We start from the raw sequence: 13,911 nt of genomic DNA on the forward strand, positions 1-13,911 counted from the left end.
GGAAGTCACCTTTATGGTCATATTTTTTTCAGTAAAAGTATTTTATTACAAGGAGGATGATTAATGAGTCACAAAGATAAGCTGCAGGAGATAGAAAAGCGGAAAAAAGAACTACAGAATGCTCGAGAAGAAATCTTAGGGAAACTTATATCGGAAAGGGAACAGCGCTCTCAGTGGCTTATTAAGCTCATTGATATTGATGACGAGCTCGAAGAATTATCCAGACAAAGCAAAGCACTTCCCCGAGTTGATTCTTAGACAGAATCATAAGAATATGATTATTTGTCAAGAAATAAAAAAGGAATTTTTGGCTTGCTATAGCGCTAAAGATGGCTTACGTCTCCCAGCACTACGAGAGCAATCGGCAAACTGTCTTTGATGCGGTTTTATTAGGCCGCAAGCCCTACATTAAATGGGAAGCCGCAGCCTCAGATTTGGCTTTGGTACAAGGGGTATTGGCCAAAACCGGTCTGGAAGAGTATGCTCTCCGCTACTTAGATGAACTGAGTGGAGGGGAACTGCAGAAAGTCATCATTGCCAGGGCTTTGGCCCAAGAACCTGAGGTTCTGTTGTTAGATGAGCCTACCAGCAACTTGGATTTAAGAAATCAAATCGAAGTGCTGAGAACCATTCAAACTGCCACTCAGGAGAAGAATATTGCGGTAGTTGCTGTAATGCACGATTTAAATCTGGCTTTACGCTTCTCAGATAAGTTTCTGTTATTGCAGAACACCAAGGTCTTTGCCGCCGGGGGCCAGGAAGTGATGACGGCAGCAAATATCTTTATGGAGTTCCGGTCAGTGTAGAGCGGGTGCGGAATCAGATGGTCGTGATTCCAACTTAAGGTGCAAAAATTTACGATACTGTTCAAGCATCTAACTGATTTAGACCAAACGCTAAGGACGCAGGGGAAAAGGAGGTCTTTATCAGATCGTCATGAAGTTATAGAGAAAAATTTCGAGCTGCAAAAATAAAAAAGGTTGACTCCTCAAAAATAAGAAGTCAACTTTTATATTAAGAAGGAGGGTTTCAGTTCTGTCAGACTCAATAACATTGTGACGGTCAGATCAAAATATTCTTAAGTCTGAATAAATAGCGATATTCCCGATGAAGAGGAACTTCTTAGGAATTACTGGTTTATATATATGCACGTAAGATGCAGGCAGAAAAATTATGGCAGGTAGACTTAGTATGGTCATCTTAAATTAGTTAGTATCTATAATAAACACCTCCTTGTAAATGAAAAAAACCCTGGAAGATATAACCAGGCTTAGCGCCTAGTCAAGACCTCCATGGTCATTACATTTAGAATTTATAACTATAGTTGTTATATTCTACATAAATAGGTTTATTCCTTCTAGAAAGAAAAGAAATTATTCTCAGGTCATGGGATTCATTCCGAAGAAGAGAAGAAAGCATGGCAGAGGATTTTGGTCAAGGCAGTGAAGGAAAACCAACTTAAAGTTGTAGATGTAGGAACCGGAACGGAGTTTATTGAGTCTCATAAAAACGTCAGCAACTAGCATTATTCCGGTATTATAATTGAAGTTTACTTCTATAATAATAATTGAGGAGAGATATTCTTTAGCCTAGCCCAATAGGCCGGCCTATTCTAGTTCAGAAAAGCAACGTAGAATTAATTTTTAAAATTTTGAGTATCTGGCAGGAGAATTAAGCAGGGTTGTAGAATAGTCAGTAAAACTTATATCGCTAAGCAAGACCATGAAGGTGTTTGCAGAAACCATGGAGGTTTGACTCATTAGGGTCAACTTTGTGGTTTTTTTGTTTATTTGAGGGAGGGTGAGAGAGAAATTATCTCAAAATATTAAACTATTTAAAAATATTTACTCGCCGGACAAAGAATATGATATGATTTAGAATAATTGGAGGGGTATATATGCATATGGCAGATGCTTTGATTTCACCGGTTGTGGGTGGAGCCATGTGGGCAGCAACTGCAGGAGTTGCCGCCTATTCCATCAAAAAGGTACAAACCGAGATGGACGAAAAAAAGATTCCTTTAATGGGGGTCATGGGAGCTTTTATTTTTGCTTCTCAGATGATTAATTTCACCATCCCGGCAACCGGCTCCAGCGGTCATATTGGAGGAGGACTTATTCTAGCAATCTTATTAGGACCTTATGCCGGGTTTCTGACCATAGCCTCGGTGCTGGCCATACAAGCCTTGTTTTTTGCCGACGGAGGCTTGCTGGCCTATGGGTGTAATGTGTTCAATATGGGCTTTTTCTCATGTTTTATAGCTTACCCTCTGATTTATAAAGTCTTGATGAAAAAGGAATATTCAACAAAACGTATATTTTTGGCCTCGGTTCTAACGGCAGTTATCGGTCTGCAGTTGGGAGCCTTTGGGGTTGTTTTAGAAACTCTCTTTTCTGGGAAAACAGAATTGCCTTTTGGGACTTTTGTCTTATTAATGCAGCCAATACATTTAGCAATTGGTGTAGTTGAAGGTCTTGTCACAGCAGCAATTGCAACCTATATTTGGAACGCCCGGCCGGAAATTATGGAAAAGGCTTCCTCGGGAGAAACCATTGGCAACATCTCCATTAAAAAGGTTGTTGCAGGTCTGGTAGCGGCTGCTGTGGTTACAGGAGCAGGATTATCCTGGTTTGCTTCTTCTAACCCGGATGGCTTAGAATGGGCTATGATCAAGACGGCGGGAACAGCGGAGCTGGAAGCAACCGGCGGTCTTCATCAGCAATTGTCGGACTTACAGTCTAAAACAGCATTTCTGCCGGATTATTCTTTTCAGGCTAATGAGGATCAGCCTGAACAAAGTACAGGAGAAGGGGAAGAAGCTTGGCCTGCTGTTGACGGCGGAACCAGTACTTCCGGCTTAGTGGGCGGAAGTCTGACCTTGATTTTAGCTGCTCTTGTTGGTGGAGGCATTAGTTTAATGAAACGTAGAAAGTATAGAATAAACTCATAAGAGTCTCCTCCACACTTAAGCCTGGTTAAGGCACACCCACGTATAGAAGTAGTTGTCTTAGAATTGATAAGATTAGGATAGGATAGTTGATATGGCAAACATTGCAGATTCAATCTACAACATGCGCTTGCTTGATGATCTGGCTCGGCAGGAAACCGTGATCCACAAGCTGCATCCTTTGGTGAAATTGTTAACCACAGTTAGTTATTTAACTGTGGTTGTCTCCTTTGGCCGGTATGAGGTTGCCGGCTTGCTGCCCTTGTTCTTTTATCCGGTGATGGTTTTGGCTTTAGCTGAACTACCGGTTAAACCTATTTTGTTAAGGATCTTGCTGGTTTCTCCCTTTATTATTGGTATAGGAATACTAAACCCCGTCTTTGACCAGCAGACCTTTGTCCTGGCCGGAAGAGAATTTTCCAGGGGATGGGTTACTTTTCTTTCTATTTTGTTAAAAAGTGGTCTAACAGTAACAGCTGCTTTGCTGCTCATTGCCACTACCGGTATGGATCGACTTGCCGGGGCCTTAAGAATTCTGAAAGTACCTCGTGTATTTGTACTCCAACTCCTTTTAACGTATCGCTATATCTCCGTGTTGATGGAGGAGGTGGCTCGCACCTTAAGAGCCTACTCACTGCGGGCGCCGAAACAAAAAGGTGTACATAGAAGTGCTTGGGGTTCCCTGGCTGGTCAGCTGCTTTTGCGCACTTTTGACAGGGCACAGCGTATTTACGAAGCCATGTGTTTAAGGGGTTTTTCAGGAGAGTACCATAGTGGAGAAATCAATAAAATATGTAGATGGGATTGGGCTTATTTAGGGGGATGGGTTGTTTTCTTTATACTGGCAAGAACTTATAATCTCCCCCTGTTAATAGGTTCATTGCTAACAGGAGTGATTAGATGAGTCATCATAAACTTGAGGTCAGAAATCTCCATTTCAATTATCCTGATGGTCATAATGCCGTTAAGGGAATGTCTTTCAGCATTCATCACGGCGAGTCTGTGGGAATCATAGGAGCCAATGGGGCAGGAAAATCAACACTTTTAATGTTGCTTATGGGGGTTCTCTTTCCAAGTCAGGGCGAGGTTTGCGTGGGAGATGTTCAGGTTACCAAAAAGACCTTGCCGATGATTCGGCAAAGGCTGGGGATGGTCTTTCAGGATCCGGATGACCAGCTGTTTATGAACACCGTCTACGATGATGTTGCTTTTGGACCACGGAACTATAAGCTTAATGAAAAGGAAGTTGAGAAGCGTGTCCTTAATGCTTTAGAGGTAGTTGGGATACTTCACTTGAAGGATCGAGCGCCTTTTAAATTATCCGGTGGAGAAAAGCGTGCTGCCGCTATAGCTTCAGTGCTTTCCATGCAGCCCGACATCTTAGTGATGGATGAACCGTCAGCGGCCCTGGATCCCAAATCAAGACGGAGGGTGATGGAGCTGCTAAGGAGCTTCAAGCACACAAAAATTGTCACCAGCCATGATCTGGACATGATTTACGAGATGTGTGACAGAACCATTGTCATTAAGAATGGAGAGATTGCCGCTGATGGGGTTACTTCAGAAATTCTGGTGAATGCTGAACTGATGGATGCATGTGGACTTGAGGTACCATTAGCTCTGCAAAACTGTCCCGTTTGCGGATCAAAGAAATAAAGTGTTGTGAAGTGTTGTGGGGACGGTCCTTTTAACACATTACATGTGCGTTAAAAGGACTGTCCCTTTTCCCCTTGATTAGACCCTTCATCCAATTATAATATTAAGCCCATAGATGAGAGCTAATTCCCCAGATGCTATCAATGAAATAAAAGGATATACTTACCAAATAAGGTAATATAAATCCTTTGTTAATAAACCCTGGTTTACATTTTTTTAAGCTTAATCGGGAAATTTATACAAGAGTAAAAATGAAAATTTGTGGAGGTGCTTTGTTATATGCCAATGATTAATTTTGATGGACCTGTTCTTACTATTGATCAAAAAAGGAGTCTTATCCATGGAATGAGTCAGGCTGCTTCTCAAGCTTTAGGAATTCCAATGGCAGCTTTTACTGTAACTCTGGATGAACACGAATACAGTAATATGGGTATTGGTGGGGAAGTGTTAACCGAAACCGCTTACTGGGATAAGTACAAAGAAATTAGAGACTAATCATAGTTTATTTTAAGCAGGCGGCCTTTTGGGGCCGCTTATATGATTTCTAGACTTTTTTTAGGAAATACTTTTACCTCATAAGTAGTCTAATAATGCTTTTTTTAATATACACTTCCCTGAAATTGTGATAATATTATTATTAATAAAGAATTGTTAAAAATAAGGAATATAAAAGAGGAAATATTATAAAGAGAGAAGGGGTATCTAATGCCTACGAAGAAAGAAGTAGAACAGGTTTTAGAGAACCGGGATTGGGATACACTTAAGCTTTGGGCTAGCGAACATAGAAATGTTTATCGTCAGTTGATGACCAGAATCTATGTTAAAGATGGGCTTATCTTTTGGAGAGCTGTAGAGGGGCTGGGATTTTTAGTTCGTGAAATCGAAAAGATTAAACCCGCCTTTGCTGTGGAGCTTGTTAGGAGATATTTTTGGATGCTTAATGATGAATCAGGGGGGACGGCCTGGAATGCATCGGAGGCCATTGGAAGTCTCTTAGCCTATAATCCCAAGACTTGCGGGCATTTTAACTGGATGCTTTCCGGTTTGCTGGTTGATGAGAGTTTAAAGGATGGGGCTTTATGGGGATTGGTTCAATTAGCGCAAACTGCGCCACACTTGGTTGATCCTCTGGAGGAACGCATAAGCCCCTTATTGGAGGATGAAAAACCCTTCGTTAGGGGGTTGGCTGCGCTGATTTATTCACTGGTGAGGAAACCTCAGGAAGACTTTGCCCTTTATCGCGAGCAGGGCCCGAAATGGAGGGTTTCTGATGAACTGGATCAACGTCTAAAAAACGATCAAGCTAGGCTGGAAATCTATCAAGACGGAAGATTTGCCAGTTATTCCGTTCAGGAACTTTGGCAGGTTCCAACCCTTGCCTATTGGTCGGAACAGGTGACAATCAGTGACCTGGAGGTTGAAATAACAGCTGCTTTCAGCGCTAAGGGACTATGTTGGTTAGGAATCGAGCCGATTGCTAAAGAGGAAGAGTCTTTACGGGCCTGGGCATCACGCCGATTCCCGAAAGGGTTTCTAATCAGGAAACGAGAACCTAATGCGGTAGTTTTTCGTCAGTTGTCTGAGTATTTCTCTGGACAGAGGCAGGAGTTTACAATCCCCCTTCATCAGATAGGAACCCCCTTTCAACTTCAGGTATGGGAAGAGCTTCTGCGGATACCCTATGGAGAGACACGCAGCTATGGAGATATAGCAGCAAAGGTGGGTAATCCAAAAGGTTCAAGGGCAGTGGGCATGGCCAATAATCAAAATCCCCTTGGAATTGTGGTTCCCTGTCATCGAGTGATTGGTAAGAACGGAAGTTTGACAGGATATGCAGGGGGATTGAATGTCAAAGCAAAGCTTTTGGAACTGGAAGGGGCCACAGATCCAGGCCATAAAGAAGAATCAGCAGATGCTTAGCACTAGCACTAAGTGCCTACTTTTGAGTTAAATAGAACAATGATTTTGGGAAAAATAATTAAGTACGAATCATAGAGAGACAAAGAATGTCGTGGGGGAAACTGGTTTTGTTCACAAAAATAAAAGGTTGGTGAGCAGTATGGAAGAAAAAGAATCTCTTTTTATCGGAATAGAACACATAGGAATTAAGGCCTTAGACCTGGAGAAGGCCGTTAGCTTTTACCAAGAGGTGCTTGGCTTTAAATACTTAAGACGGATTAAACCGGGCCAGGTTGAGTTGGTTTTCTTGGAATTAGGGGGCACAGTAATTGAGCTTGTGGAAGTCATTGAGAGCTATCGGTTTGAAGATGGAGTTGTGAATCACTTAGCCATTCAAGTATCCGATATATTCAAAGCAATTGATCACTTAAAAGATCATCAGGTTGAAATGGATAGTTTTGAGCCCATGCCGATAGGGGAAGGGCGGTATAATTTCTTCTTCAGAGGGCCGAGTGGAGAGAGACTCGAACTGTATCAGGTATAGTTAAGCCGGGCTAGGCGGCCCAATCTTTTTCAAAGTTTAAGCTATGTGGTAATATTATCCTAGCACATGAGAGTCCATGGATCTACCTGAAACTTAACTGTTTACCGCCATGCCGCTGCCAAAAGTAAAATGTAATTATTTCTTACGAAGAAGAGGTCTTGAAGCCTGAATGACAATGCAGACAAAAAGGTACCACACTTTTAATGAGCACTTACGTAATCGTTTCCAAGAGAAGATCTTTAAGGTTTCCTTAGATGCCGGATTTACTTGCCCAAACCGAGATGGAACCCTAGGTCGGAATGGGTGCGTCTATTGCAGCGAGCGCGGCTCCGGAGATTTTGCCGGAGATCAGAGGTTGACGTTGCATGAACAATTTATTGAAGTACGAGAACGGATGCGGAAGAAATGGCCTAATGCAAAATACATAGCCTATTTTCAAGCCTACACTAATACCTATGCCTCTCTTGAACGATTAAGGGAGGTCTATGAGGAAGCCTTGGCGGAAGAGAATGTTCTAGGGCTTTCAATTTCAACCAGGCCGGATTGTTTACCGGAGGATGTGCTGGATTACCTGGCAGAATTAAATCAGCGTACTTATTTATGGGTAGAGCTAGGCTTGCAAAGTAGTCATGATCGCACAATGAAATGGATCCGTCGGGGACACAATTATGCGCAATTCCTACAGGGAGTTAAGGAATTAGGCCAACGAGGAATACCGGTTTGCGCACATATAATTTTAGGATTGCCTGGCGAATCAAGGACTGAAATGCTGGAAACTGCCCGAGCGGTTGCCAGCTTGCCTATTCAAGGGATAAAAATTCATCTTTTACATGTCTTAAAAGGAACTCCTTTAGCTGATATTTATCAAAAGGAGCCATTTGAACTGATGACTAAAGAGGACTACGTTGCCCTCGTCGTTGATATTCTGGAAATTTTGCCTTCCGAGATGGTAATTCACCGTTTGACCGGAGATGGCCCCCCAGATGATCTCATTGGGCCACTCTGGAGTCGTAAAAAATGGGAAGTTCTCAATGCTATTGATGCTGAGTTATTGCGACGGGATACCTGGCAAGGCAAGAAAGCCGATCAGGAGGTAAAAGAAAACAGCGACCTATAAAGGTCGCTGATGGAGAAGGAGAAAGCTTAAACAATTTAAGGTTTAAGTTTGGGGCGTGGAAACATAGCCTGAGACAAAGGGTTATTATAGCAAGAGTTTACCGGTTTTGGCTGGGGCGGCGTTAGTTTAACACCAGGCGCTAAATTCAAGTACCGTTTGATATCTGAATTTGTATCGAGAATCTTTTGTGCTATTTGGTCGTTATTGAGACGTTCCATATGGCACTCACCCCTTTCACTTTAATTATGGTGTCTCGTAATGGACGAGTTTTCCTTCCCAAGTTCGTAAAACGGCTTGTTGTTCATCAAGGGATACCAGGTATTGGGGCAAAATGGGTGTCTTGCCACCGCCCTTGGGGGCATTTATAATATAAGTTGGCACTGCAAGTCCTGAGGTGTATCCTCGTAGCTGTTCCATAACCTTGAGCCCGTCTTGAATTCGAGGAACGAAGTGACGAGTCCCCTTGACATTTTTGGCGTGGAAAATATAGTAAGGACGAACCCTGATTTTGAGTAATTCGTGGTTGAGTTTTTTCATAACTTCTGGTTCGTGATTAATCCCTTTGAGTAAAACTGCCTGGTTACCTAAGACTACCCCGGCTGAAATTAGTTTATCAGCCGCTTTTTTAGCGTCTTCCGTAACTTCCTTCGGGTGATTAAACTGAGTGTTAATATAAAGGGGTGGGTATTTAGCGAGTATTGAACATAGTTCATTCGTTATGCGCATTGGCAAAGTCACTGGTGCTCTTGTGCCGAGGCGCTTGATCTCTACGTGAGGAATAGCATGGAGCTCTCCCAGCAACCAGTCCAGGGTGAGGTCGTTAAGCAGTAAAGCATCTCCGCCGGTTACTAAGACATCACGTATCTCGGGATTGGTACGTATATAGTCCAAGGCAGCTTTAAGTTGGGTTCGAGGAGAATGTGTATCGTTTTCGCCAATATTTCGTCTGCGCTGGCAATGTCTGCAGTACATAGCACACATATTAGTGACGTTTATAATTAAACGATCCGGATAACGCCTGGTGATACAAGGAGCGGGGGAGGTAATTCCTTCGCCCATGGGATCATCTTCCCCAAAGTCTTCTGCTAGTTCAGGCAGAGTGGGCAATCCCTGCAGCCTAATTGGATCTAGGGGATCAGTATCACTCATTAAGCTAAGATAATAAGGGGATACTGCCCAACGGTAAGTTTTTCCCACCCGCTCAATTTCCTCACATTGATCCATAGTTAATCCCGGAAGCAGAGCGTTCAAAACATGAGCCTCAGTGATTCTGTGGGCCATCTGCCAGTGCCAATTTTCCCAGTCTTCAAGTGTGGCGTTGAAATAGCTTAAAATATTTGCCCGGCGGGATTCGTAGGCGTCTGAAAGTAAAAGTCCCGTGGGTACATTTGGGGAATTATTTATGAATGGAAGTATCATTTGTTTAAGCTCATCCGCACGCTTAAGCGCATATTGTCGAAAGGTACCGGATCGTTCTTGGAGTTCGACAGCCATGAGATATCCCTCCTCTATTTGTTTTCCCAATTATGTTGCGCTATACGTCTGTTCTTTCATTAGTGCGAGAGTCTTTGAGGAGTGTAATAAAAACAAAAAGAGAACCAATCAAATTTGTTGGCTCCCAAAAGAAATAAACGCAAATATCACGAATATCGTGTCTTTCAACGCTTACGAGGTTAGCTGTCGGGTTCGAGCTGAAAAACTGCTCTACGCCATTAGGCGATTCACCCCAAGAATTGGTTCCCCCGTTTTCCTTTTGGAAATTCAGCAAATGGATTAATTATTTATTTTACTGACAACCTTATCTTATCATAAGGGTTGTTACCTGTCAAGAGCATGATGTCACCAAGATTTGGCTATGTTATAATAGGAAGATATTTATAGGGTTAATAGCCCAATGGGTAAGGGGTTGAATAGATTGGAAAAGGCTCGGTATCAGGAAATTGCCATTGATATAGCTCACGCAATCATGATGGGAGAATATCATGAGGGAGTAAAAATTCACGGCCGTTCAACATTAGCAGGGCGGTATAATGTTTCGCCAGAAACCATTCGCCGGGCCATAGCAGTTTTGCAAAATGTTGGGGTGGTTGTAGTCAGTCAGGGTGTGGGAATAACTGTAACTTCAAAGGCTATGGCTGAAAAGTTTGTTAAGTCTTTTGATCAAAAAGGAGAAATTCAAATCTTTGTTGAAGATCTTAAGAAGCTTATGGATCAAAGGCGTGAAATTGATATTAAAATTGAAAGCCATTTAAATAAATTTCTGGGTTATACCGATCGCCTAATGTCGCGGTGGTTAGATGTTGGAGAAATCGAAATCGGTAAGGAATCTCCTGCTATCGGCAAGACTCTGCAGGAATTGAAAATTCGAGAGCGAACGGGGGCTACGATCGTTGCGGTGGTTCGCGACGGGGTGGAACAATTTTCTCCTGACGCTAGTTTTGTCCTTCGAGGAGAGGATGTCTTATTGGCTGCAGGCTCAGCTGAAGGACAACTGAAATTGAGGGCAATTCTATAATTTGGATGGAGTAATGTATATGTATCCTGGAATTGATATTATTGAAATTGAACGAGTAGCACAGGCTTTGAAACGTCAACCGAAATTATTAGAACGTCTTTTCACAAGCCAGGAAAGAGAGGCTTTACTTGGCAAAGGAATTCAAAGTTATGCAGCTCGTTTTGCAGGAAAAGAGGCAGTTTTAAAGACTTTAGGCACGGGCTTGCATGGATTGTCCTGGCATGATGTAGAAATTATAAGTAATCCAGAAGGAGAGCCAATAGTATATCTTAGTCCAAGAGCCATGAATCACGTAAGTGCTAGAGGAGGATCTCAAGTGCGAATAAGCCTATCACATAATCGTACCCAGGCTATGGCCTTCGCAATCTTGAGTTGATTTGAGAGAAATTGGGGTGGGGAAAATGCGTGTGGTCAATGCAGAACAGATGCGGCAGATTGAAGAGAAAGCCATTTATCATTATGGTATTCCAAGTTTGCTCCTTATGGAAAATGCGGCCTGGGCAGTGGTCGAAGAAATTCGGCGCAATATCCCCAATGGCAAAGAAGGTCTAAACCGCCGAAAAGCGGTGATCCTGGTTGGAAAAGGAAATAACGGTGGGGATGGTTTAGCGGTTGCCCGGCACTTAGTTTTTCAAGGGATGGATGTTACCGTCTTATTATTTGCTGCTCAAAAGGAATTTAGAGGAGATGCAGCGTTAAATTTGCGTCTTTTTCAAGGTACCACCGGGAAACTATTTGTCGTCGAAGGAGAGAAACAACGGCGTTTGACACGCTTAGCTTTAGCCCAGGCCGATGTTGTAATTGATGCCTTATTTGGAATTGGAATGCGGGGAGCTTTGCCAAGTTTGATCGAGGAATATGTGGATGAAGTAAACGTTGCTCCCGGATGGGTGGTTTCTATTGATATTCCTAGTGGTGTTGAGGCTAATACCGGTAAAGTTTATCGAACTGCAGTCCGAGCCCAGACAACAGTTACCTTTGGACTCCCAAAATGGGGACTTTTTCTCGGTGAAGGCCCGGAATATTGTGGCCGAGTTGTAGTGGATCCTATTTCCATCCCGGAATCCTACTTAATGGAGGAAGGGATTTCAACATTTGTGCTAATGGATGCAGACGTACGTGATATGATTCCTATTCGGCAGCTTAAAGGGCATAAAGGAACTCATGGCAAGGGTATTCTTGTGGCAGGTTCTAAAGGTATGAGCGGGGCAGCGGTTCTGGCAGGACAAGGTGCTTTACGGAGCGGCATAGGGCTGTTGCAAGTCGTTACTCCTCTAGGAATAGCCAGAGAAGTAGATACGGCTATCACGGAAGCAACTGTCTGGTCAGCACCCGGCGCTGATTCTCTTAATGACGAAGCTTGGCCAGTGGTCTTAAAACAAGCTGAGAAGGCTAAAGCCCTAGCTGTAGGCCCGGGGATTTCTCAGAATATTGACTTTGCTTCTGTCTTGGAAGAAATACTAAAAAATATTAGCTGCCCTGTTGTCTTGGATGCCGATGCTCTCAATCTTATAGGATTGGATTCGGGTTTGTTAGCTTTGCGGAGTGGTCGAGGAGAGTTAATACTTACGCCACATCCGGGTGAAATGGCCCGACTTTGTCAGTGCAGCATCGAAGATATTGAGCGCAACCGGCTGGAAATTGCTGTCGCCAAAGCAGTCGAGTGGGAAGCTGTAGTTGTTTTAAAGGGATCGGTGACCATAATAGCTTCCCCCGATGGTCGTGCATTTTTTAACCCAACCGGGAATCCCGGACTTGGTACCGGCGGGACAGGAGATGTCCTTACCGGGAGTATTCTTGCTTGGTTAGCTCAAGGGGTTCCGCCCCTTGAGGCAGCTTGTCTGGGAGTGTATTTACACGGAAAGGCGGCAGATGCCTTAGCGGGGGAATTTGGCTGGTCAGGATTTACGGCTTCGGAAGTAGCAAATCAACTCCCCAAAGTTCGACGTGCTTTAGAACTTAAGGGGTTAGAGGGAAAGAGAGGATAAAGATTATGGGAGGGAGACAGGTTTGGGCTGAGGTAGACTTGCAAGCGCTTAAAGATAATTTCTTTAAGCTTCAGTCATACACAAAAAGTGAAATAATGCCGATTGTAAAAGCAGATGCTTACGGCCATGGAGCGCTTCCCGTGGTGAAGACTCTTATTGCCTGTGGTGCTAAGCGCTTTGGGGTTGCCCTCTTAGAAGAGGCTCTGGAAATCAAAGCCGTATTTCCTGAGGTGACGGTTATGGTTCTTGGTGCAACTGAGCAAAATGATTCAGAAACTCTGGTTAGAGAAGATATCATCCCTACGATTTTTCAATGGAATCAGGCTCAAGCACTCTCCGAGGCAGCTGTGAGACTCAAGCGGAGTGTTAGATTGCATATAAAAGTTGATACAGGAATGGGACGAATCGGATTTCGCGAGACAGAGATTCCTGAGATTCTAAAGATCGCTGAATTGCCGAATCTTATTATTGAAGGAATTTTTACCCACTTTGCCACTGCAGATCAGAAGGATTTGTCATTTGCTAAAAAGCAGCTAAAGTCTTTTCAAACAGTTTATGATCAACTAAAGGCGGCCGGACTTACTATTCCAATTCGTCATACCGCAAATAGTGCCGGGATTATCCAATTTCCGGATTCACATTTTGAGGTAGTCCGTCTGGGAATTAGTTTATATGGGCTTCAGCCATCTGCTCAGATCAGTGAAAACATCGGTCTGCAGCCGGTTTTGTCCTGGAAAGCAAAAGTATCCCATGTAAAAACCATTGAGACTGGTGAAACTGTAAGCTATGGGCGAACTTTTCAAGCGGCTTATCCTACTCGTGTTGCTACTGTTCCGGTGGGTTATGCGGATGGGCTGCGTAGAGCCCTGTCCAATCAAGGTGAAATGCTGATTCAGGGAAGACGGTCGACAATAATAGGGCGGATCTGTATGGATCAAACTATGCTGGATGTGACAAAAATCCCAAATGTTCAGGTGGGAGATGTGGTGACCATTCTCGGTAAAGATGGTAATGAACACTTAACAGCGACTGAAATGGCAGACTGGATGAGCACTATTAGCTATGAAGTGGTTTGTGGAGTTTCCAAAAGAGTTCCGCGCCTTTATAAAGAGGCCTAAGGAAGGTGTCTTCTCCAACCTTCTGTAATCTAAAGAGTTTGGTGACTGCCTTTACGGTCATGAACCATTCAGGTTTTCTGCAAAAGATTATGCTGCATAAAGAATAAAACCCTTTGCTGTCTCATAA

General features: G+C 43.3%; 15 protein-coding genes and 1 riboswitch. Of the genes, 13 read left to right on the forward strand and 2 right to left on the reverse strand.

What is annotated here, in order from left to right; all coding sequences use genetic code 11:
* Nucleotides 1-63 precede the first annotated feature (63 nt).
* The 9 genes from DP73_RS00675 to DP73_RS00715 all read left to right on the forward strand — a co-directional run bounded on the left by DP73_RS00675 (nucleotide 64) and on the right by DP73_RS00715 (nucleotide 8,163).
* Nucleotides 64-258 carry a hypothetical protein gene (locus DP73_RS00675; protein WP_034596703.1) on the forward strand — a complete coding sequence of 65 codons (195 nt, stop codon included), beginning with the start codon at nucleotides 64-66 and terminating at the stop codon, nucleotides 256-258.
* A gap of 71 nt (nucleotides 259-329) precedes the next feature.
* A complete protein-coding gene (locus DP73_RS00680; protein WP_242865654.1) occupies nucleotides 330-806 on the forward strand; it encodes an ABC transporter ATP-binding protein in 477 nt (158 codons plus the stop codon).
* Between the two features lie 1,091 nt (nucleotides 807-1,897).
* On the forward strand, nucleotides 1,898-2,950 hold the full coding sequence (locus tag DP73_RS00685; RefSeq protein WP_034596704.1) for an energy-coupling factor ABC transporter permease: 1,053 nt from the start codon (nucleotides 1,898-1,900) through the stop codon (nucleotides 2,948-2,950).
* 91 nt (nucleotides 2,951-3,041) lie between these two features.
* Nucleotides 3,042-3,851, forward strand: a complete 810-nt coding sequence (gene cbiQ, locus DP73_RS00690) for a cobalt ECF transporter T component CbiQ (protein ID WP_034596706.1) — start codon at nucleotides 3,042-3,044, stop codon at nucleotides 3,849-3,851.
* Nucleotides 3,848-4,603 (forward strand): ABC transporter ATP-binding protein, encoded by a 756-nt coding sequence (locus DP73_RS00695; protein ID WP_034596707.1) that lies wholly within the window; start codon nucleotides 3,848-3,850, stop codon nucleotides 4,601-4,603. The genes cbiQ and DP73_RS00695 overlap by 4 nt, the downstream gene beginning before the upstream one ends.
* A 279-nt stretch (nucleotides 4,604-4,882) precedes the next feature.
* The gene (locus DP73_RS00700; protein ID WP_014901563.1) at nucleotides 4,883-5,098 is read left to right on the forward strand and encodes a tautomerase family protein; all 216 of its coding nucleotides are present in this window, start codon (nucleotides 4,883-4,885) and stop codon (nucleotides 5,096-5,098) included.
* A 210-nt stretch (nucleotides 5,099-5,308) separates the two neighbouring features.
* Entirely contained in the window at nucleotides 5,309-6,523 is a 1,215-nt protein-coding gene (locus DP73_RS00705) for a DVU0298 family protein (RefSeq protein WP_034596708.1), read from the forward strand.
* A 139-nt stretch (nucleotides 6,524-6,662) separates the two neighbouring features.
* Nucleotides 6,663-7,046 carry a VOC family protein gene (locus DP73_RS00710; RefSeq protein WP_034596850.1) on the forward strand — a complete coding sequence of 128 codons (384 nt, stop codon included), beginning with the start codon at nucleotides 6,663-6,665 and terminating at the stop codon, nucleotides 7,044-7,046.
* A 175-nt stretch (nucleotides 7,047-7,221) separates the two neighbouring features.
* Complete coding sequence (locus DP73_RS00715) at nucleotides 7,222-8,163, forward strand: TIGR01212 family radical SAM protein (protein ID WP_034596852.1); 942 nt, start codon at nucleotides 7,222-7,224, stop codon at nucleotides 8,161-8,163.
* Between the two features lie 35 nt (nucleotides 8,164-8,198).
* Here the strand turns inward: DP73_RS00715 and DP73_RS00720 are convergent, their stop codons facing one another.
* The gene (locus DP73_RS00720; RefSeq protein ID WP_034596709.1) at nucleotides 8,199-8,381 is read right to left on the reverse strand and encodes a hypothetical protein; all 183 of its coding nucleotides are present in this window, start codon (nucleotides 8,379-8,381) and stop codon (nucleotides 8,199-8,201) included.
* Between the two features lie 25 nt (nucleotides 8,382-8,406).
* Nucleotides 8,407-9,657, reverse strand: a complete 1,251-nt coding sequence (gene eam, locus DP73_RS00725) for a glutamate 2,3-aminomutase (protein WP_034596710.1) — start codon at nucleotides 9,655-9,657, stop codon at nucleotides 8,407-8,409.
* A 152-nt stretch (nucleotides 9,658-9,809) separates the two neighbouring features.
* Nucleotides 9,810-9,940, reverse strand: a riboswitch (cyclic di-AMP (ydaO/yuaA leader).
* A gap of 138 nt (nucleotides 9,941-10,078) precedes the next feature.
* Between eam and DP73_RS00735 the strand changes: the two genes are divergently transcribed.
* Genes DP73_RS00735 through alr form a run of 4 tightly spaced genes read left to right on the forward strand, consistent with a single transcriptional unit; the run spans nucleotide 10,079 to nucleotide 13,784 of the window.
* Entirely contained in the window at nucleotides 10,079-10,678 is a 600-nt protein-coding gene (locus DP73_RS00735) for a TrkA C-terminal domain-containing protein (RefSeq protein WP_034596713.1), read from the forward strand.
* Between the two features lie 19 nt (nucleotides 10,679-10,697).
* Complete coding sequence (gene acpS / locus DP73_RS00740; RefSeq protein WP_034596714.1) at nucleotides 10,698-11,054, forward strand: holo-ACP synthase; 357 nt, start codon at nucleotides 10,698-10,700, stop codon at nucleotides 11,052-11,054.
* A 25-nt stretch (nucleotides 11,055-11,079) separates the two neighbouring features.
* Nucleotides 11,080-12,666: a bifunctional ADP-dependent NAD(P)H-hydrate dehydratase/NAD(P)H-hydrate epimerase gene (locus tag DP73_RS00745; protein ID WP_034596715.1), complete on the forward strand. Its 1,587-nt coding sequence runs from the start codon at nucleotides 11,080-11,082 to the stop codon at nucleotides 12,664-12,666.
* Between the two features lie 5 nt (nucleotides 12,667-12,671).
* A complete protein-coding gene (gene alr, locus DP73_RS00750; RefSeq protein WP_034596716.1) occupies nucleotides 12,672-13,784 on the forward strand; it encodes an alanine racemase in 1,113 nt (370 codons plus the stop codon).
* Nucleotides 13,785-13,911: the final 127 nt, after the last annotated feature.

It is taken from the genome of Desulfosporosinus sp. HMP52, assembly GCF_000765145.1.
In the GTDB taxonomy this organism is placed as follows: domain Bacteria; phylum Bacillota; class Desulfitobacteriia; order Desulfitobacteriales; family Desulfitobacteriaceae; genus Desulfosporosinus.

What these genes read in the sequence shown, in the direction of transcription:
- DP73_RS00675 (WP_034596703.1), top strand. Translation starts at nt 64, where the DNA reads ATGAGTCACAAAGATAAGCTGCAGGAGATAGAAAAGCGGAAAAAAGAA.
- DP73_RS00680 (WP_242865654.1), top strand. Translation starts at nt 330, where the DNA reads ATGGCTTACGTCTCCCAGCACTACGAGAGCAATCGGCAAACTGTCTTT.
- DP73_RS00685 (WP_034596704.1), top strand. Translation starts at nt 1,898, where the DNA reads ATGCATATGGCAGATGCTTTGATTTCACCGGTTGTGGGTGGAGCCATG.
- cbiQ (WP_034596706.1), top strand. Translation starts at nt 3,042, where the DNA reads ATGGCAAACATTGCAGATTCAATCTACAACATGCGCTTGCTTGATGAT.
- DP73_RS00695 (WP_034596707.1), top strand. Translation starts at nt 3,848, where the DNA reads ATGAGTCATCATAAACTTGAGGTCAGAAATCTCCATTTCAATTATCCT.
- DP73_RS00700 (WP_014901563.1), top strand. Translation starts at nt 4,883, where the DNA reads ATGCCAATGATTAATTTTGATGGACCTGTTCTTACTATTGATCAAAAA.
- DP73_RS00705 (WP_034596708.1), top strand. Translation starts at nt 5,309, where the DNA reads ATGCCTACGAAGAAAGAAGTAGAACAGGTTTTAGAGAACCGGGATTGG.
- DP73_RS00710 (WP_034596850.1), top strand. Translation starts at nt 6,663, where the DNA reads ATGGAAGAAAAAGAATCTCTTTTTATCGGAATAGAACACATAGGAATT.
- DP73_RS00715 (WP_034596852.1), top strand. Translation starts at nt 7,222, where the DNA reads ATGCAGACAAAAAGGTACCACACTTTTAATGAGCACTTACGTAATCGT.
- DP73_RS00720 (WP_034596709.1), bottom strand. Translation starts at nt 8,381, where the DNA reads ATGGAACGTCTCAATAACGACCAAATAGCACAAAAGATTCTCGATACA.
- eam (WP_034596710.1), bottom strand. Translation starts at nt 9,657, where the DNA reads ATGGCTGTCGAACTCCAAGAACGATCCGGTACCTTTCGACAATATGCG.
- acpS (WP_034596714.1), top strand. Translation starts at nt 10,698, where the DNA reads ATGTATCCTGGAATTGATATTATTGAAATTGAACGAGTAGCACAGGCT.
- DP73_RS00745 (WP_034596715.1), top strand. Translation starts at nt 11,080, where the DNA reads ATGCGTGTGGTCAATGCAGAACAGATGCGGCAGATTGAAGAGAAAGCC.
- alr (WP_034596716.1), top strand. Translation starts at nt 12,672, where the DNA reads ATGGGAGGGAGACAGGTTTGGGCTGAGGTAGACTTGCAAGCGCTTAAA.